Origin of the sequence: Haloferax sp. ATCC BAA-644 (assembly GCF_000336975.1) — an archaeon.
GTDB lineage: Archaea > Halobacteriota > Halobacteria > Halobacteriales > Haloferacaceae > Haloferax > Haloferax volcanii.
The window spans coordinates 49244-67582 of record NZ_AOLF01000018.1 but is presented as its reverse complement, the minus strand read 5'-3'; the positions used below and the strand labels follow the sequence as shown (position 1 = coordinate 67582).

The 18339-nt window shown below is 67.4% G+C and carries 16 protein-coding genes; 8 read left to right on the top strand and 8 right to left on the bottom strand.

The window, feature by feature from the left end:
• Positions 1 to 34: 34 nt before the first annotated feature.
• On the bottom strand, positions 35 to 295 hold the full coding sequence (locus C458_RS08565; protein WP_008574881.1) for a hypothetical protein: 261 nt from the start codon (positions 293 to 295) through the stop codon (positions 35 to 37).
• A gap of 82 nt (positions 296 to 377) precedes the next feature.
• Here C458_RS08565 and C458_RS08560 point away from each other — a divergent pair, with 82 nt between their 5' ends.
• From C458_RS08560 to C458_RS08550, 3 genes are all read left to right on the top strand, one after another.
• Positions 378 to 1286, top strand: coding sequence for an MBL fold metallo-hydrolase (locus C458_RS08560; RefSeq protein ID WP_008574878.1), 909 nt, complete (start codon positions 378 to 380; stop codon positions 1284 to 1286).
• A gap of 97 nt (positions 1287 to 1383) precedes the next feature.
• Positions 1384 to 3384, top strand: a complete 2001-nt coding sequence (locus C458_RS08555) for a long-chain fatty acid--CoA ligase (RefSeq protein ID WP_008574875.1) — start codon at positions 1384 to 1386, stop codon at positions 3382 to 3384.
• A gap of 129 nt (positions 3385 to 3513) precedes the next feature.
• A complete protein-coding gene (locus tag C458_RS08550; RefSeq protein WP_008574874.1) occupies positions 3514 to 5421 on the top strand; it encodes a cation:proton antiporter in 1908 nt (635 codons plus the stop codon).
• A gap of 51 nt (positions 5422 to 5472) precedes the next feature.
• Here C458_RS08550 and C458_RS18435 read toward each other — a convergent pair whose 3' ends face one another.
• From C458_RS18435 to nasA, 6 genes are all read right to left on the bottom strand, one after another.
• Positions 5473 to 5646, bottom strand: a complete 174-nt coding sequence (locus tag C458_RS18435; RefSeq protein ID WP_008574872.1) for a hypothetical protein — start codon at positions 5644 to 5646, stop codon at positions 5473 to 5475.
• A gap of 129 nt (positions 5647 to 5775) precedes the next feature.
• Positions 5776 to 6909, bottom strand: coding sequence for a thiolase family protein (locus C458_RS08545; RefSeq protein WP_008574870.1), 1134 nt, complete (start codon positions 6907 to 6909; stop codon positions 5776 to 5778).
• A gap of 129 nt (positions 6910 to 7038) precedes the next feature.
• Entirely contained in the window at positions 7039 to 7242 is a 204-nt protein-coding gene (locus C458_RS08540) for a hypothetical protein (protein ID WP_008574869.1), read from the bottom strand.
• 2 nt (positions 7243 to 7244) lie between these two features.
• Entirely contained in the window at positions 7245 to 8999 is a 1755-nt protein-coding gene (locus C458_RS08535; RefSeq protein WP_008574868.1) for a nitrite/sulfite reductase, read from the bottom strand.
• Positions 9000 to 9264: 265 nt separating this feature from the next.
• Positions 9265 to 9897 carry a molybdenum cofactor guanylyltransferase gene (locus C458_RS08530; RefSeq protein ID WP_008574867.1) on the bottom strand — a complete coding sequence of 211 codons (633 nt, stop codon included), beginning with the start codon at positions 9895 to 9897 and terminating at the stop codon, positions 9265 to 9267.
• Positions 9898 to 9955: 58 nt separating this feature from the next.
• On the bottom strand, positions 9956 to 12088 hold the full coding sequence (gene nasA / locus C458_RS08525) for an assimilatory nitrate reductase NasA (RefSeq protein WP_255348176.1): 2133 nt from the start codon (positions 12086 to 12088) through the stop codon (positions 9956 to 9958).
• Positions 12089 to 12419: 331 nt separating this feature from the next.
• Here nasA and C458_RS08520 point away from each other — a divergent pair, with 331 nt between their 5' ends.
• The 3 genes from C458_RS08520 (at position 12420) to C458_RS08510 (ending at position 14944) form a co-directional block, all read left to right on the top strand.
• Positions 12420 to 13844 carry an ATP-binding protein gene (locus tag C458_RS08520; protein WP_008574865.1) on the top strand — a complete coding sequence of 475 codons (1425 nt, stop codon included), beginning with the start codon at positions 12420 to 12422 and terminating at the stop codon, positions 13842 to 13844.
• A 66-nt stretch (positions 13845 to 13910) separates the two neighbouring features.
• Positions 13911 to 14735, top strand: coding sequence for an MBL fold metallo-hydrolase (locus C458_RS08515; protein WP_008574864.1), 825 nt, complete (start codon positions 13911 to 13913; stop codon positions 14733 to 14735).
• The gene (locus C458_RS08510) at positions 14732 to 14944 is read left to right on the top strand and encodes a hypothetical protein (RefSeq protein ID WP_008574863.1); all 213 of its coding nucleotides are present in this window, start codon (positions 14732 to 14734) and stop codon (positions 14942 to 14944) included. The genes C458_RS08515 and C458_RS08510 overlap by 4 nt, the downstream gene beginning before the upstream one ends.
• Before the next feature lie 4 nt (positions 14945 to 14948).
• On the opposite strand, the gene C458_RS08505 is transcribed toward C458_RS08510, so the two are convergent.
• A complete protein-coding gene (locus C458_RS08505; RefSeq protein WP_008574862.1) occupies positions 14949 to 15932 on the bottom strand; it encodes a DUF5787 family protein in 984 nt (327 codons plus the stop codon).
• Positions 15933 to 16157: 225 nt separating this feature from the next.
• Here C458_RS08505 and C458_RS08500 point away from each other — a divergent pair, with 225 nt between their 5' ends.
• Together C458_RS08500 and C458_RS08495 are read left to right on the top strand one after the other, a co-directional pair.
• A complete protein-coding gene (locus tag C458_RS08500) occupies positions 16158 to 16865 on the top strand; it encodes a hypothetical protein (RefSeq protein ID WP_008574860.1) in 708 nt (235 codons plus the stop codon).
• A gap of 237 nt (positions 16866 to 17102) precedes the next feature.
• On the top strand, positions 17103 to 18338 hold the full coding sequence (locus C458_RS08495; RefSeq protein ID WP_008574858.1) for a translation initiation factor IF-2 subunit gamma: 1236 nt from the start codon (positions 17103 to 17105) through the stop codon (positions 18336 to 18338).
• The last annotated feature ends 1 nt before the right edge of the window (position 18339 follow it).

Sequence of the window (18339 nt, the reverse complement as noted above, 5' to 3'; positions counted from 1 at the left end):
AGAGGCGAGGCTCGGTGGCGCGTACCGACGTGGTTTAAAAGTGGTCGACGAGCGTACGGACCTGTTCGTCGTCGAGTTCCGCGGCGTACAGCGAGAGCAGGGCTCGGCGGCGCGACCGCGAGAGGCCGCGGCTCCCGGATTCGAGCATGGAGATGTGCGCCTGCATGAGGTCGTCGACGGCGCGCTCGACGGCCCGCTGGTTGTAGCCGGCCGCGACTCTGAGCAGTCGCCACGCCATCGGCGAGACGTCCGCGATGTCGACGTCCGGGAGCGGTTCGCCACCCTGTTCGGACATGGAGACGGCTTTGCGGTCGCCCGTAATCAACGTAGGGGTCGGGCGACCGAACGCTTTTCTTCCCCGGAGACGGCCGTCAACTATGGCTATTGGCGACGTCGAACCCGTCCCGGACAGCACGGACCTCTACTACGTCGACAGCGGCATGTACGAGGTCGAGAAGTACGGCTCGGTCTACCTCGTCGACGCCGAGAAACCGGCGCTCATCGACACCGGCATCGCCGCCGACAGAGAGGCGGTCTTCGGGATGCTCGACGAGGTCGGCGTCGACGACCTCGCGTACATCCTGCCGACGCACGTCCACCTCGACCACGCCGGCGGCGCGGGCTACCTCGCCGAGCGCTACCCCGACGCGACCGTCATGACCCACGAACTCGGCGCGCCGCACCTCGTGGACCCCTCGCGGCTCATCGAGGGCACGAAGGCGGCCGTCGAAGACCAGTGGCGCTTCTACGACGAACCGCTCCCAATCGACGACGAGCGCGTCGAGGGCCTCACCGACGGCGACGAAATCGACCTCGGTGACCGGACGCTCACGGTCCACCACGCGCCCGGCCACGCGCCGCATCAGGTGATGTTCCACGACGACGGCGACGACGTGCTGTTCGTCGGTGACGCGCTCGGCATCTGGGAACCGCGGTCGCGGACGCTCCGCCAGACCTCGCCGCCCTCGCAGTTCCACCTCCAGAAGGCGCTCGACGACGTGCGAACCATCGAGGATATCGACCCCGAGACGGTCTGTTTCGGCCACTTCGGCCCGAGACCCTACGACGCCGACCTCGCGGAGGCGTACAAGCGCGTCCTCGTGGAGTGGGTCGAGGCCATCCGCCAGAAGCGCGCCGAACTCGGCGACGACGAGGCCGTCATCGACCACTTCGTCGAACACACCCAGATGGACGAGGTGTGGGGCGAGCGAAAGGCCCGCGACGAAGAGCGCCTGAACACCCGCGGCGTGCTCGGCTACCTCGACTACATCGGCGACGACGAGTGACGCGAGCGGGTCGCAATCAGCGTTTCCCCGCGGTATCGCGGGCTTTCAACGGACCGAACGTACATAGTTTTAAATGGTGAATTACAACTAACAGGACATGGACTGGCGGGACGCGGAGGCGGCGTTCGACGACCCGGTCATCGAGCGGACGACCCTCCCACGGATGTTCGAAGCGAGCGCCTCGCGGAACGCCTCGCGGGTCGCGCAGCGATACAAAGGCGGCGTCTACCGGCGGTCGCTGGTCGCCGAGGGCGTCGTTCCGGCGGCTCCCGACGGCGACTACGCCGGCCTGACCTACGACGAGATGCGGGGCATCGTCCGCCGCCTCGCGGCGGGGTTCCGCGACCTCGGCATCGAGAGCGGCGACCGCGTCGGCGTCCTCTCGCACACGCGCATGGAGTGGGCGCAGACCGACTTCGCGGTCCTCGGCGCGGGCGGCGTCGTCACCACGGTGTACACCTCGTCGTCGGAGCGACAGACGCAGTACCTGCTTTCCGACCCCGGCGCGGACGCCGTCGTGGTCGAAAACGAGGCGCTACTGGAGCGCGTGCTCGCCGTCGAAGACGAGTTGGACCTGCGGTTTATCGTCGTCGTCGACGAGTACGACGGCTACGACGACCGCGAGGACGTGCTGACGCTGGGGGAACTGTACCGCCGCGGCGAGGAAGCGTACGACGAGGCGGCCTACGAATCGTGGCTGGACGAACGCGACACCGACGACCTCGCCAGCCTCATCTACACCTCGGGGACGACCGGCCAGCCGAAGGGCGTCCGACTCACCCACTGGAACTTCCGGTCGAACGTCAACGAGAGCTATCGGCGCTTCGGTCCGCGCCCGGACAAAGGCGACACGCCGGTCATCGGCCCCGACTCGGTGGCGCTGTCGTTCCTGCCGCTCGCCCACGTCTTCGAGCGCATGGCCGGCCACTTCATGATGTTCGCGGCGGGCGCGGCCGTCGCCTACGCCGAAAGTCCCGATACGCTCCGCGAGGACTTCCAACTCGTCCGGCCGACAGTCGGGACGAGCGTCCCTCGCGTGTACGAGAAACTGTACGACGCGATTCGGGCGGAGGCCGGCGAGTCGCCGGCGAAAAAGCGCGTCTTCGAGTGGGCCGTCGGCGTCGGGCAGGCGTACCACACGACCGACGCGCCGGGCTACCTGCTCACCGCGAAACACCGCCTCGCCGACCGCCTCGTGTTCGGGCAGGTGCGCGACGCGCTCGGCGGCAACCTCGACTTCTTCATCAGCGGCGGCGGCAGCCTCTCGGCCGAGTTGTGCGCGCTCTACCACGCGATGGGCCTCCCGATTTACGAGGGGTACGGCCTCACCGAAACGTCGCCGGTCATCTCGGTCAACCCACCCGAAGCGCCGAAAATCGGCACCATCGGCTATCCGCTTCGGAACGTCGAGACGAAACTCGACACGACCGTCGTCGGCGACCAACTCGGCGAGGCGGGCGGCGAGGTGGGCGAACTGCTCGTCCGCGGACCGAGCGTCACCGAGGGCTACTGGAACGACCCCGAGGAGACCGAGGCGGCGTTCGTCGGGGACGACGAAGGCGGCCGGTGGTTCCGCACCGGCGACGTGGTCGAACGCCGGCCCGACGGCTACATCGCCTTCCGCGAGCGCGCCAAGCAGATTCTCGTCCTCTCGACGGGAAAAAACGTCGCGCCCGGCCCCATCGAGGACGCGTTCGCCTCCTCGCCGGTGGTCGAGCAGTGCATGGTCCTCGGCGACGGCCGCAAGTTCGTCTCGGCGCTCATCGTCCCGAGTTTCGACGGCCTACGGGAGTGGGCCGCCGAGGAGGGCATCGACCTCCCGGACGACCCGAAAGCCATCTGCCGCGACGACCGGGTGTACGAGCGCATCGAGGCCGAGGTGGACGCGGCCAACGAGAACTTCGAGTCCTACGAGCGAATCAAGCAGTTCCGCGTCGTGCCCGAGGAGTTCTCGGAGGGCAACGACCTGATGACGCCGACGATGAAGAAAAAGCGCCGGAACATCCTCGACCGCTACGCCGACGAAGTGTCTCTCATCTACGACGAGGACCACCGGACCGAGGAGCGACGGAGTCGCGAGCGGGATGCGACCCAGTGAAATCTGACAGCCTAAACTTTTTCGAGCGTTTTGCGGGCATACGTATCCACAAGGCGGCGGAAATACCGCCCGAGATGTATGGTTTTATCTTCCGTCGTCACATGAACCGAATCCATGGAGGCGATATAAGTGGCCGCAGCAGGAGGGGCGAACCTCATCCCGCTCGTCGCCGCGATAATCGGCATCGGCGTGGTCTCGCAGGTGCTCTCGGACCGCTTTCAGGTCCCCAGCGTCGTGTTCCTCATCGCGTCGGGCATCCTGCTCGGCCCGGAGGTCCTCGGCGTCATCTCTCCCGACTCGTTCGGGAACGCACTACAGGCCATCGTCGGTCTCTCGGTCGCTATCATCGTTTTCGAGGGCGCGTTCCACCTTCGAATCGACAAGCTACGGGAAGCGCCGGCCGCGACGTTCCGGCTCGTCACCGTCGGAGCGATAATCTCGTTCGTCGCGACGGGCGTCGTCGTCCACTACGCGCTCGGCGCGCCGTGGCCGGTGTCGTTCCTCGTGGGCGCGCTCCTCGTCGCGACGGGACCGACGGTCATCGCGCCGATTCTCGAAGTCGTCCCGGTCCGCGACCGGGTCGGCGCGGCGCTCGACACGGAGGGTATCGTCAACGACGTGACGGCGGCCATCGTCGCCGTCGTCATCTTCGAGGCCATCCTCGAAGGCGTCAGTAGTCCCGACGCTCTCGTGACGCTGTTCGCCGAGCGCCTCGGCGTCGGCGTCGTCGTGGGCGCAATCGTCGCCGGGTCGCTGTACTACGCGCTCCGGTACGTCGACCTCTCGCCGGGCAACGCGCCGCAGAACGCGCGCCTGCTCGTCCTCGCCGGCGCGCTCGTGTCCTACGCGGCCGCCGACTACGTCGCCACGGAGGCCGGCATCGCCGCGGTGGCGACCGCCGGCATCCTCCTCGGCAACGCGGACGTGCCGTACGAAGAGGAGATTTCGGCGTTCAAAGGCGACATCACGCTGCTCGTGCTGTCGTTCGTCTTCATCGCTCTCGCGGCGCTGTTGGACTTCCAGAACCTCCTGAACCTCGGCGTCGGCGGCCTCGCCGTCGTCGCCGCCGTCGCGCTCGTGATTCGGCCGTTTTTGGTCTTCGTCTCGGCGCGCGGCGACCGCTTCACGAGAGAAGAGAAGCTCTTCATGAGCTTCGTCGGCCCGCGCGGTATCATCCCCGCGTCCGTGGCCTCGCTGTTCGCTATCGCCCTGCAGGAGGAGGCGACGCGACTGGCGGCCGAGGGAATGACCCAGCAGGCCGCCGCGCTGAACCAGAGCGCCTCGATTCTCGTCGGCACGGTGTTCCTCGTCATCCTGACGACCGTCGTCTTCGAGGCCGGTCTCGCTCGCCGGATCGCAGAATATCTCGACGTCATCCCAATGCGTGTACTCATCATCGGAGGCGGGAAAGTGGGCCGTGCGCTCGCCGAACGCCTCGCAGACCGCGGAGAGAACGTGGTCCTCATCGAGCAGGACCAAGAAGTAGTCCAGACGGCCCGGAACATGGGCTTTACCGTCCATCACGGCGACGGAGCCGACACGAGCGTCTTGCGCTCCGCGGGGGCCGCGAACGCCAAGTTCGTGGTCGCCGCCACCGGCGACGACGACGTGAACCTGCTCGTCGCGCAGTTGGCGAACTCGAAGTTCGACCCCGAGAGCGTCCTCGCGCGGGCGAACAACCCCGACAACGTCGAGGCGTTCGAAGAACTCGGCGTGCGGACCATCTCGTCGACCATCGCCACGGCGCAGGCGCTCGACAACTACATCGAGCGCCCGTCGATGTCGAACTGGATGGGCGAAATCGGCCGCTCCGGCGACGTCCAAGAGGTCGAGGTCACCGCCGAGAAACTCATCGGGCGGACCATCCGCGAGGTCGGACCCGAACTGCCCGACGGCTGTCTCGTCACGCTCGTCTCGCGGAACGGCGACACGACGGTCCCCAACGCGGAGTACACGCTCCAAGAGGGCGACCGCATCACCATCATCGGCGAGCGCGAGGCCGTCCGGGACGCAGAAGAGCTAGTCAACCCCGAATAGCGGCTCTCGCCGCCCGCCGCTCGCTCGGTTTTTCGCGTCGTCCCCGACCGCTCAGCGCCGCGCCCACCGGACGAACACCGCCCAGTAGCCGGCGGTGAGCGCGACGAGAACGACCCAGACGGACGCGCCGGGAGCGGGGCTCGAAACGAATCCGAATCCCGCGGAGGCGGCCGCCGCCACCAGCGCCGCCAACGTCCCCGACAGGGCGGTCGTCGTGAGATTCACTACCGAGATACTCTCGACGACGGGAGTATGAACGTGACGAAATTAGCACGGACGTTTGTGACATACATCGGACGGGGAGCAACGACGCGTCTCGGGGGGCTGGAAAACAAAACGCAGCCGAGCCCGCGGCTATCTGCTGAACTCGATTGCCGCCCCTTGGCCGAAGCCGACGCAGAGCGACGCGAGGCCGCGGTCCACGTCGCGCTTCTGCATCTCGTGGATGAGCGTCACCGGCAGGCGCGCGCCGGACGCCCCGAGCGGGTGGCCGAGCGCGATTGCGCCGCCGTTGACGTTGAGACTGTCCGCGTCGATGCCGAGTTCGCGGCGGGAGTACTCACACTGGCTGGCGAACGCCTCGTTGATTTCGACGAGGCCGTAGTCGTCGATGTCAGTGCCGGCGCGGTCGAGGAGGCCGCGGGTGGCCGGGACCGGGCCGATGCCCATGACCGTCGGGTCGACGCCGGCGACGTTGTTCGTGCCGACCGAGGCCAGCACGTCGAGGCCGCGGTCCTCGGCGTACTCGCGGCTGGTGACGAGGACGGCGGCCGCGCCGTCGGTTATCTGCGAGGAGTTGCCGGCGGTGACCGAGCCGTCGCCCGAGAAGGCGGGGTCGAGGCCGCCGAGAATCTCCATGGAGGTGTCGCGGCGGATGCCCTCGTCCTCGGTGACGACGCCGTCGTCCGTCTCGACCGGGACGATTTCGTCGTCGAAGCGGCCCGAGTCGGTCGCCTCGGCGGCGCGCCGGTGGCTCCGGAACGCGAACTCGTCTTGGGCCTCGCGGGAGACCTCGTACTCCTCGGCGACCTTCTCGGCGGTCATCCCCATCTGGAGTTGGAAGATGTTGTACTGCTCGCTCAGTTCGGGGTGGAGGTGCTCGTAGGAATCGCCGTCCATCGGCACGCGGGACATGCTCTCGACCCCGCCGGCGACGATGCACTCGCGGTTGCCGGCGGCGACGGCGTCGGACGCGGAGATGATGGCCTGCATCGAGGAGGCGCACCAGCGGTTGATGCTCGTCGCGGGCGTCCCCTCGCCGAGGGCCGACAGGAGCGCGATGACGCGGGCGACGTTGTTGTCCTGTTCGGCGCGCTGCTGGGCGACGCCCCACATCAGGTCCTCCACGTCGTCGGGGTCGACGCCGTGTTCGTCGAGGATGTGGTCGATGAGCGTGACCGAGAGGTCCTCGCTTCGAACGTCTTCGAACACGCCGCCCGCCTTGCCGAACGGCGTGCGGTACGCGGCCGCGATGACTGGCTCTGGCATGACACAGCATCCGGGTTCGAACACCATAAATAGTTTAGAACTCGCTATTCGTCGCGGCGAGTTGTTCACCGGGTCGAAAAACGCCGAGAAAGCGGTGAACGTGGAGACGACGGCACCGACTCTCGGAACTCAGGAACGGGTGGCGGAGTCGCTGTCCGGCCGACCGGGGGTTCCGCCGGTACCCGCGTCGGCAGCCGTTGGTTCCGCCGGGAAGAGCTCCGGCGCGACATCCGCCGAGGCGTGCTCGAACGGCGCGTCGGCGACGCGGGTGTCGGCGTCGGCCTCGGCCTCGGCGTCGTCAGCCGGGTCGTCGTGGGCGATACGTTCGGTCATGCTCAGTCGCTCGTGACCGCCTGTTCGGACTGCGCTTCGTCCTCGGCGAACGGGTACCACGACTGCTTGGCGTCGTGCATGTACGGCGCGTCGAACTCCGTCTCCTCGGGCACACAGTACTCCGTGACCGCCTCGGTCCCCTCGGCGTCGACCCACTCGCGGAACGTCTGTCCGGGCTCGCGGCGCTCCGCGAACGCCTCCACGAGCGACGCGATTGCGCCCGGCACCTCGTCGGCCGGGACGCGCTGTTGAATCCAGTCGACGAACGACGGCTCCTCACCGATGCCGCCGCCGACGCCGATGTCCATCGCCTCGACCATCTCGCCGTCCTTCTGGGCGCGCATGCCGAACAGGCCGATGTCGGCCGTGTTCGCCTGCCCGCAGTCGGCGGTGCAGCCGGAGTAGTGAATCTTCAGTTGGCTCACGTCGTCGGGCACGTCCACGTTGTCGCGGAGCCACCGGAGCATCCGGGCGGTCCGGGCTTTCGTCTCCGTGAGCGCGAGCGAGCAGAACTCCGTGCCGGTACAGGCGACCGTGCCGCGCTGGAACGGGTTCGGGACGGGCGTGTGTTTGCCGAGGAGCGGCTCTGCGAGCAGGTCGTCGAGCTTCTCCTCCGACACGTCCATCAGAAGCGGGTTCTGGCGGCGAGTGAGCCGTATTTCGCCGGAACCGTACTCGTCAGCGATGTCGGCCAGTTCGATGGCGTCGGACGCCGTGAGCCGGCCGACGGCGACGCTGAGGCCGACGTAGTAGTCGCCGTTGGCCTGCTCGTGGACGCCGACGTGGTCGTGTTTGCCGGCGGACTCCGGGCGGCCCGCGTTGTAGCTGTACTCGTCGCGGATGTTCTCACCCGCAGACCGGAGTTCGAAGTCGACGTACTCCTCCTGGAGCAGGTCGCGAATCTTCTCCGTTCCCCACTCGTCGACGAAGAAGCGACTGCGGGCGCGGGCCCGAACGTCGCGGTTGCCGTGTTCGTGGTAGAGTTCGACGAAGCCGCGGACGACCTCGTAGGCGCGCTCTTCGTCGGCGACGAAGATGTCGAGGTCGCGGGCGACGCGCGGCTTCCGGGAGCCGAGGCCGCCGCCGACGCGGACGTTGAAGCCGGTGACCGTCTCGCCGTCAATCTCCTTCTTCGCGGGTTCGAGCCCCACGTCGTTTATCGAGTCCTGCGCGCAGCCCTCGCGGCAGCCGGTGACGCTGATGTTGAACTTCCGCGGCATGTTCGACAGCGCGTCGTTCCCGCGGAGGTCCTCTTGGAAGCGGTCGAGAAGCGGCTGGGATTCGACGAGTTCGTGCGTGTCGCGGCCGGCGACCGGACAGCCGGTGATGTTCCGCATCGTGTCGCCGCCCGCAGAGCGCGAGGAGACGCCCGCCGCTTCGAGCTTCTCCCAGACCTCGGGGATGTCTTCGAGTTCGAGCCAGTGGAGCTGAATCGACTGGCGGGTCGTCAGGTCGATCCACGCGTCTCCGAACTCGGGGTTCTCGACGGGGCCGGAGGCGTAGTCGCGCGCGACCTCACCGATGGCGCGAAGCTGCCCCGGTTCGAGGACGCCGTTGGCGTTCGTCAGCCGCATCATGAAGTACGAGTCCTGACCCGTCCGCTGCTGGAAGACGCCCCAGAACTTGAAGCGAGTGAACCACTTGTCTCGCTCCTCTTCGGGGATGGCGTCAACTCCCTTTTCCGCGAACTCCTCGATTTTGTCGCGGACCGCGTCGCCGTAGAGCTCCGACTTCCAGGCTTCCTTCTTACTCGCCATTACCGACCACCAGTGGGCAATCGTCCACTATTCGTGTGCGTTTGGTTGCGAACTTGGTCATGTTTCGTGATAACACGACTCGATAGAAGTTGATAAGCGTATTCGTTGATAATGTGTAGAAATAGGGCCTGTATTCACTATTCGTCCATTTTATAACCAGATATCCCGAATATAAGGTCATATTCTGAGCAGAAATCCGGCTGTTTATTCGACAATCTAAACATACCATAATGAACGATAATGTAGTATGTGTCTCGAACGCGGCTCACCGGCGAGGGGCGAGCGCGCGCAAGTCGTCGAAGGAGTTCACGTTGTGAAACGCGTGCGTTCCGGCGTGAGCCTCCACTTCGCGGTCGTCGAGGACGGTCACGTCGAGCGCGGACATCACGGTCTGGAGGCGCTCGTCGCCGTCGCGGATAGTGTCGGTGCAGGCGACTTCGGCGGCGCGGCAGTGAACGACCGCGGGGAGCGGTTGGGTCGTCTCGGAGACCCGCGGGACGACGCCGGCGCTGCCCTGCAAGCGGCCGAAGAGGTGCGAGATGAACCCGCTCGGGACGAGCGGCATATCGCACGGGAGGACCGCCGCGTACTCGGCGCTCGTCGCCCGCAGGGCGGTTCGCAGGCCGAAGACGGGGCCTCGGTCGGGATGCGAGTCCTCCGCGAACCGGATGTCGAAGTCCAAGAGTGCGCCGGCCAGCGAGTCGCGCTGTTCGGCGCGACAGTTGACGACGAGTTCGTCGACGACGGGGTCGAGCGAGGCGGCGACCCGATGAATCATGGGCTGTCCGCCGACCGTAGCCGTCGCCTTGTCGATGCCGCCGAATCTGGTCGAGCGGCCGCCGGCGAGGATGATGCCCGCGCGGCCGGTGTCGAGGTGTGGGTGCGACGCGTCTGCCATTCTCAGGCGGCGGTGGGTTCGAGTTCGCGGGACCGTCCGCCGGCGGCGACGAACGCCATCAGTCGCTCACCTCGGCGGCGAGGCGGTCGGAGGCGGCTGTCGTCTCGGGGTGTTCGAGGCGGACGGCGCACTGCTTGAAGTTCGGTTCGTTCGACCGCGGGTCGACCGCGGGGCTTGTGAGTCGGTTTGTCATGGGATGGTGAATAGAGAGCCAGACGAGGCCCGGCGGGACGGCGTCGTCGGGGTCGAGCGTCGCCGGGACCGACGCCCGACGGGAGACGACGGTGGTTCGGCGGTCGTCCTCGGGGTCGACGACCGCGTCGCGGTGCGCGTCGATAGTGTCGGGGTGCGCGCGGGCGACCGGCTGGTCCGGCGTGTCGCTCCGCGTGCGGACCCCGGTGTTGTACCCGTCGGCCTCGCGGCCGGTCGTGAGCGTCAGCGGGTACGACTCGTCGACGGGTTCGGGGAGCGACGACCCCGAGAGCGCGCTGAACTGGGCCTTTCCGGACGCCGTCGGGAACGACCACGTCGGGTCGTCCGACTCCCCGTCGGCGTCGTCGTAGTAGCGGTATCCGCCCTCGCTCGTCGGGTCCGGCGCGGGCCAGCGGACGGCGCGCTCGCCGTCGAGTCGCGTGTACGACAGCCCCGAGCAGTCGGCGTCGGTCCCCTCGGTGAGCGCGGCGAACTCGTCGAACAGTTCGCTCGGTGAGACCGACGGTCTCGGGAGCAGTCCGGGCGCGACGCGGGCGGCCACGTCGGCGATGATGTCGAGGTCCTGCCTGACGCCCGGCGGCGTCTCGGTGGCCGCGCGGACCCGCGAGACCGTCCGCTCCATGTTCATCGTGGTCCCCTCGGACTCGCCCCACGTCGCCGCGGGGAGCACCACGTCCGCGAGTTCGACCGTCTCGGACCGGAAGGCGTCCTGCACGACGAGGAACGAGTCGTCGAGGACCTCGCGGGCGGCCGTCGCGTCCGGAAACCCGGCGAGCGGGTTGGTCGCGACGGTCCAGACCACCGACGGCGACGACTCGAACATGCCGACCGGCCCGGGTCCGTTGTCGTCGGGGAGCCGGGAGACGGGCACGCCCCACGCCTCCGCGACGGTCCGGCGGTGGTCCGGATGTTCGAACGGTCGGTGGCCGGGCCACGTCCCCTTCGAGGAGACCACGCGGGTGCCCATCGAGTTCGCCTGCCCGGTGAGCGAGAAGGGGCCGGACCCGGGGCCGAGGTTCCCGGAGGCGAGACAGAGGTTCACGAGCGCGCCGGCGGTCGCGGTGCCGCGGACGCTCTGGTTGACGCCCATGCCCCAGTAGACGAGCGTGGGGGCGTCGAGGAGCGACGCCAGTTTCTCGACCTCGTCGAGGGTGACGCCGGCCTCCGACGCCGCCTCCTCGACCGACGGGAGTTCGTCGACGACGCGGTCGAACCCCTCGGTATGTTCCTCGACGAACGCCTCGTCAACGCGGTCGGTCTCGACGAGACGGCCGAGAACCGCCTGCGCCAGCGCGAGGTCGCCGCCGGGGTCGATGGCGACGTGGTCGTCGGCGACGCCCGCGGTCTTCGTCTCGACGGGGTCGACGACGACGAGGTCGCCGTCGTCGGCCGACTGGCGAATCCACCGGAACATCACGGGGTGGGCGACCGCCGGGTTCGCCCCCCAGACGAGGTGCGTCTCGGCCTCGGGGATGTCGTCGTAGGTCGGCGGCGGCGCGTCGCTCCCGAAGGCGCGGTAGTAGGATTTGACCGCGCTCGCCATGCAGAGCGTCGTGTTCGCGTCGTAGTGTCTGGTGCCGATACCGCCGCGAGCGAGTTTTCCGAGGGCGTAGGCGGCCTCGTTCGTCTGCTGGCCGCTGCCGAGGACGGCGACCTCGTCGGGGTCATCGGCCATCGCGTCGCAGATAGCGTCTCCCGCGCGCGAAAGCGCGTCCGACCACGAGGTCTGCCGGAGTTCGCCGTTCTCCCTGACGAGCGGTCGCGTGAGCCACGAGCCGTCGGGGTCGGCCGACTCGCGGATGCCGCGACCGCAGGCCAGCCCGTTGTTCACGGGATGCGAGGGGTCGCCCCGGACCGCGTCGAGACCGTACGCCGTGTCGGAGCCGAGGTGGACGTGGCCGCAGCCGACCGCACAGCGCATACAGGTCGTGGGGACTTGTTTCGCCACGCGACTCACCACCCACCGCTCGCGTCGAATGTACCGTATTCGGGCATATATCCCGTGCCGTTCGTGAATATCATTTCACTTTCTTGGCTCACAGTGGCGGAAGATAACCATAAAGACCTAATCGTTTAAGAACAGATATTTTTCCCACGCGTTCCGGATAAAGACACAATATGCAATCGAATGAAAGGAATATAATCGCGTAAATCCCCCAATTTAAAATATGTTTTTTGATTGTTTTTCTGAAATTAATGTCTGACGGCGGTTCCGGACCGCGTTCCTTGCCATCGAGGTCGGTCGGTCGCGCGCGGCACCCGGCGGCGCTCCGACGCTCTTATGCCTCTCCCGGGGCAATTTCTGGGGGATGAGTGAACGGGCGCTCGAGGTTGTCGAGTTTCTGCTGACGGCCCACCTCTACACCGACGACCGAACGCTTGACGAAAACGACCTTCCCCCGCGGTATCGACGCGTCTTCTGGGCGGACGCCGAGGACGACGGCGACGAGGACGACTCGTCGGCGGCCGGCATCGAGCGACCGCTCGTCGTGACCGAGTCCGTCGCGCGGAAGGCGACCGGCGTCGAACACCCTTGGGACGCGATTTCCGACCTCATGTTCACCCAACGTGAGGAGTTCTCCGGCCGCCTCTCGCTGACGCAGCCCGAGATGGCGCTGGAGTGGTTCGTCAAGCGAGCCGACTACGACCGGCTCGTGACGAACCCGACGGTGGCGAAGTCGGTCGAGGACCGCGACGACGTGGACGTGACCCACGCGGACGCGAGAGAACAGACCCGGCCGATTCACGCCGACCGCGTGTGGATAGACAGCCTGCTCGACGAGTACTTCGACGACGAGGACGACGCCGAGATGCTCGACCTCGTGCAGGTCCGCGCGCCCGAGGAAATCGAGATGACGCTCGACGACCTCGTGCTCACGACGGACCAAGAGGGCGAGATTCACAAGCTGATGAAGGCCATCGAACACCGCGAGTACCTCGCGGACATCGGCCTCCGCGAAATCGGGAAAATCCTGTTCGTCGGGCCGCCGGGGACCGGCAAGACCACCGTCTCGCGGGCGCTCGCCCACGAACTCGGCCTGCCGTTCGTCGAGGTGAAGCTCTCGATGATTACGAGCCAGTACCTCGGTGAGACGGCCAAAAACGTCGAGAAGACGTTCGAAGTGGCGAAGCGCCTGTCGCCGTGTATCCTCTTTATCGACGAGTTCGATTCGGTGGCGAAGACCCGCCGGTCGGACGAGCACGCGGCGCTCAAGCGCGCGGTCAACACGCTGCTCAAGAGTATCGACGACATCTCGCTGATTCGCGACGAGGTCATCCTCATCGGCGCGACCAACCACCCCGACCAGCTCGACTCGGCGGCGTGGCGGCGCTTCGACGAAATCGTCAACTTCCCCAAGCCGGACCGCGGGATGCGCGCCGACATCCTCCGCGTCATCACGAACCGAATGGACATCGACGAGTTCGACCCCTCGGCCATCGCGGACGTGACGGAGGGCCTGACCGGCTCCGACCTCCGACTCGTCCTCCGCGAGGCCGTCCTCGAAGCGCTCACCGAAGAGCGGATGGAACTCACGCAAGACGACCTGCTCGAGGCCGTCGCGGACTTCGAAGAGCGCGACAACCTGAAGAACCTCGACATGATGTCCGACTCGTCGGAACTCGTCGCGGGGTCGGCGTCCGGAGACGGTCACGACCACAGTCACGACCACGACCACGACCACGCGGACGAACACGAAGGCGAGACGCAGAAAGACGCCGGCGCGGCGCAGTAGGCGAGCGTCTGGAGAACTCGCCGCCGTCGGCCACGTTTATACCTCGCCGTCCCCGTGGTTGAATCAATGCGCGTGACCCTCCTCGGGACCGGCGACACGACCGGGACGCCCACCGTCGGCTGCGACTGCGAGACCTGCCTCGCGGCCCGCGAGCGAGGCATCGAGCGGACGCGTTTTTCGGTCCACGTCGAAAACGAGCGGACCGGCGAGTCGCTCCTCGTGGACTTCAGTCCCGACTTCCGCCACCAGTTTCTCACGCAGGACGTGCCGCTCCCCGACGAGGCCTTAGTAACTCACATCCACTTCGACCACCTCGACGGCCTCGGGAACGTCTACCGCCTGCTCGACGACCTCTCGGTCCACGCCGCCGACGAGGTCGACCCGGTCACGGGCGAGAGCGTCGCCGACGCGATTCGCTCGAAGTTCGACTACCTCGACCGCATCTCGGTCGAAGACCGGACGCCGTTCGAGTCGTTCCGCGCCTGCGGCCTCGACGTGACGTTCGTACCGGTCGTCCACCCGCCGCTGGTCTGTTACGGCGTCGCCATCGAGGACCCCGAGACGGGTGCGAAGCTCTCGCTTTCGGGAGATACGACCTACGCGATTCCCGAGGCGTCCCGCGACGTACTCCGGAATCCAGACCTGCTTCTCGCCGAGGCCATCGTCCCCGCGTCGGTCTGCGAGTACCACCCCATCGGCGGCGACGACTACGACGAAAACGGGGTCGCGCGGACCTTCGGCACGAAACACATGACCCGCGAGGGGGCCATCGCGCTCGGCGGAGAACTCGACGCCGACGAGACCCGCCTCGTCCACGTCGCCCACTACTATCCCGCCGACGAGGCGTTCGAGGAGCCGCTGGCGGTCGACGGCGAGGTGTACGAACTGTGAAGCTGCGAGCCGTCGTCGAGGACACGGCGTTCAGATATCTCATGGTCGCCGGCGTCGTCGCGGCCGCGGGAAACTTCGTCCTGACCTACGTCGACGCGGGTCGGCTGGACCTCGTCGGCGTCGTCGTCCAAGTCGTCTTCGTCGCCGTCATCGGCGTCGCGCTCGTCGCCTACTGGAACTACATGGAGCGGCGGGCGGACGCGGAGTGAGGCGTCAGCGATACCGGTCGAGTCCCGACTGTCTGCGGACCGCGCCGGGCGGGTCAGCGACCCAGTCCGTCCGCGACTCGCGGAGGCCGTCGCGGTCCAGTTCGGGCGGGTCGGCCGCCTCGAACGCCGGACAGTCCGTGCCGCACTCCGAACCGGGGTCGACGACGTGGTCGAAGTGGTCGCAGACCGGGCGGCCGTCGGCGTCGACGCGGGCGCGGGCACAGCCCGGCAGGTCGTAGGCGCGCCATCCCTTGCCGTAGGCGCGCTCGGCGAGCCGGAGGCGTGCGGTTCGCTTTTCTGCGGGCGAGACGAGCGCCACGTCGGTGTGCAGCGAGTGGTACTCGACGGGTTCGACGCCGGTCGAGTCGGGCGAAAGCGGGCGGGGCTCGCGGACCACCTCGCGGTCGCCGGTGTCGGGGTCGAAGCGCCAGACGCCGACTTCCTCTGGAATGCGGTTGAGGTGCGCGCCGGTAACATAGCTCTCAGTCGTGAGAATCACTTCGTCGAAGACCGCGAGGCTCACGTCGAGGCGAAGCTGTCTGAGCAGGTCGCCGGGGCTTCCGAGGTCGGGTTTGTTCTCGATGCCGACGAGCCGGGCGAACCAGTCGTCTGGATAGCGGGCGGCGCGGCGGACGTACTCCCTGCTCCGGCGGCGCTCGGACTCGAAGAAGCCAATCTCGACGGCGCGGTCGGTGGCGCGCCGGGCGCGGCCGGGGTGGCAGTCGAAGCCGTCACGCCAGAAGACGGCGCTGCCGGCTCCCACGTCGCTCTCGATGGCCGCCGCGGGAATCGCGCGGTCGGTGATGCGGGCGCGCTCGTCGAATCCCGGCCCGGGAACCACGGCGCACACGTCGATGATGCGGCTCCCCGGCGAGGCGACCGACGCGCCGAGTTGGCGCCCGGGGAGCCAGTCCGTCGTCTGTTCGAGGTGGGCGCAAAGCGCCAGTTCGAAGGCGAACTCCGAGGGCGACGACGCCGGAACGGGCACGTGACACGCTCGGTGGCGGAGCGGCAAAAAGGTCGCTCCCGCGGGCGTCGGGTCGCGTCGGTGTTCTCGTATCTGATTTTCGGGGGGGTATCTATTTGAGACAGAGCGCGGCAGTACTGACCGATGAAGGGGGAAAACAACGAAACCCACAGTATCAGGCGGAGAGCGTACCTCGGAATCGCGGCCAGCGCGGGACTCGCAGGTCTCGCCGGTTGTAGTTCCGGAATGACCGCGAGCGCCGCGCGGGCACCGCCGCAGGTTCCCGAGGCGGCGCTCGAAGCCGGCGGCTGGGAGTACATCGGGGGACACTCCTTAGACCCGGCCTTCGAGCAGTCGGTCGGCCCGGCGAGCGTCTCTGCCGCGTTCGAGACGCTCGTCTACGAGGACATGGACCTCTCGGAGACGCTGAAGGAGAAGACGCTCGGGCAGGCCGAGGGGCAGTTCTCGCTGTTCTTCGCGACGCGCGTGACGCTCGACCCGAGCCTGTCGAACCTCCCGAAAGCGGCCCGCGGGACGGTCGTCGACTTGGTCGAAGAACACGCGCGGGCGAACTACGAGGGGCAGTTAGCGGACGTGGATGTCACGGACATCGAACAGACGGGCACGCGGTCGACGACGGTCGACACCGGCGAGTCGGCGCGCGCGACCGAGTACGAAGCCACGATTGCCTTCGACGAGATTACGTTCCCGTTCACCGAGGAAAAGGAGTTCACCATCGAGGGACAGGAGTTCGACGTCAACGGGATGCTGGCCGTCTGGGAGCACGACGGGACGATTCTCGTCGCCGGCGGCGCACACCCCGGTGAGAACATCGAACTCAGCGTGACCAAGGAACCGACCGAGGCTATCGAGGTCGCCGTCGATATCGACCTCGGCCTCACGCCCGACGCCTACCGCGAGGAGCTTCAGTCGCTCGTCGCGGGCGTCGAATAACCGGCAACGCCCGGAGCCGACAGCGATTCGAGGGGTTACTCGAATCGGTTCGCGAACCGTCGTGCCGGGGGGCGCGACCACCCATTTTTCGAGCCGTCGCCGGGACCGGGAGACGCCGCTGAGTCGCCGCGCGCGGTGTGTGACCGCCCGACGCGGCCACAGCGTCGCCGCTCCGAGAACAGCACCTTTATCAGTCGTTCGGAGCCAAGTTCACGCAAGATTACTCTCAGGAGGTCAATGGTGACGAAAAACCCACAACAACCGGAGGTGAACATCGGACTCGTCGGTCACGTCGACCACGGAAAGACGACGCTCGTCCAAGCGTTGTCCGGCTCGTGGACGGACCAGCACTCGGAGGAGATGAAGCGCGGTATCTCCATCCGACTCGGGTACGCCGACGCGACGTTCCGTCAGATTCCCGGCGTCGACGCGCCGGAGTGTTACACGGTCGAAGAGGAGACGGAAGACGGCGAGGAGACGGACGTACTCCGCACCGTCTCGTTCGTCGACGCGCCCGGCCACGAGACGCTCATGGCGACCATGCTCTCTGGTGCCGCCATCATGGACGGCGCCATCCTGCTCGTGAGCGCGACCGAGGACGTGCCGCAGGCCCAGACGGCCGAGCATCTGATGGCGCTCGACATCATCGGCATCGAGAACATCGTCATCGCGCAGAACAAGGTCGACCTCGTCGACCGCGAGCGCGCCGTCGACAACTACGAACAGATCAAGGAGTTCGTGGAGGGTACGGTGGCCGAAGACGCGCCCATCGTCCCTATCAGCGCCCAGCAGGAGGTCAATCTCGACCTCCTCATCGAGGCCATCGAGGAGGAGATTCCGACGCCCGACCGCGACGAGACCGAAGACAGCCAGATGTACGTCGCACGCAGCTTCGACATCAACCGCCCGGGGACGACCTGGGACGGCCTCGCGGGCGGCGTCATCGGCGGCAGCGTCGTCGCCGGCAAGCTCGAAGCGGGCGACGAACTCGAACTCCGCCCCGGCCGCGAGGTCGACGAGGAGGGCCAGACCGAGTGGCGCTCCATCACGACCGAAATCCGCTCGCTCCAGGCGGGCGGCAACATGGTCGACGAGGTCCGCCCCGGCGGGCTCTGCGGCGTCGGGACCGGTCTCGACCCGAGCTTCACGAAGGGCGACGCGCTCGCGGGACAGGTCGCCGGCGAGCCCGGCACGCTCCCGCCGACGCGCGAGCAGTTCACCATGGACGTGGAGCTGCTCGACCGCGTCGTCGGCGCCGAAGAAGACGAGGGTATCGACGAGATATCCACCGGCGAGCCCCTGATGCTCACCGTCGGCACCGCGACCACGGTCGGCGCGGTGACGAGCGCGCGAAGCGGCGAGGCGGAAGTCTCGCTCAAGCGCCCCGTCTGCGCCGAGGAGGGCGCGAAGATAGCCATCAACCGCCGCGTGGGCGCTCGCTGGCGGCTCATCGGTATCGGGACGCTCAAGTGAC

Excerpts from the sequence above, each read along its gene's own strand:
- C458_RS08565 (WP_008574881.1), bottom strand. The coding sequence starts at position 295 with ATGTCCGAACAGGGTGGCGAACCGCTCCCGGACGTCGACATCGCGGAC.
- C458_RS08560 (WP_008574878.1), top strand. The coding sequence starts at position 378 with ATGGCTATTGGCGACGTCGAACCCGTCCCGGACAGCACGGACCTCTAC.
- C458_RS08555 (WP_008574875.1), top strand. The coding sequence starts at position 1,384 with ATGGACTGGCGGGACGCGGAGGCGGCGTTCGACGACCCGGTCATCGAG.
- C458_RS08545 (WP_008574870.1), bottom strand. The coding sequence starts at position 6,909 with ATGCCAGAGCCAGTCATCGCGGCCGCGTACCGCACGCCGTTCGGCAAG.
- C458_RS08540 (WP_008574869.1), bottom strand. The coding sequence starts at position 7,242 with ATGACCGAACGTATCGCCCACGACGACCCGGCTGACGACGCCGAGGCC.
- C458_RS08535 (WP_008574868.1), bottom strand. The coding sequence starts at position 8,999 with ATGGCGAGTAAGAAGGAAGCCTGGAAGTCGGAGCTCTACGGCGACGCG.
- C458_RS08530 (WP_008574867.1), bottom strand. The coding sequence starts at position 9,897 with ATGGCAGACGCGTCGCACCCACACCTCGACACCGGCCGCGCGGGCATC.
- C458_RS08520 (WP_008574865.1), top strand. The coding sequence starts at position 12,420 with ATGAGTGAACGGGCGCTCGAGGTTGTCGAGTTTCTGCTGACGGCCCAC.
- C458_RS08515 (WP_008574864.1), top strand. The coding sequence starts at position 13,911 with ATGCGCGTGACCCTCCTCGGGACCGGCGACACGACCGGGACGCCCACC.
- C458_RS08500 (WP_008574860.1), top strand. The coding sequence starts at position 16,158 with ATGACCGCGAGCGCCGCGCGGGCACCGCCGCAGGTTCCCGAGGCGGCG.
- C458_RS08495 (WP_008574858.1), top strand. The coding sequence starts at position 17,103 with ATGGTGACGAAAAACCCACAACAACCGGAGGTGAACATCGGACTCGTC.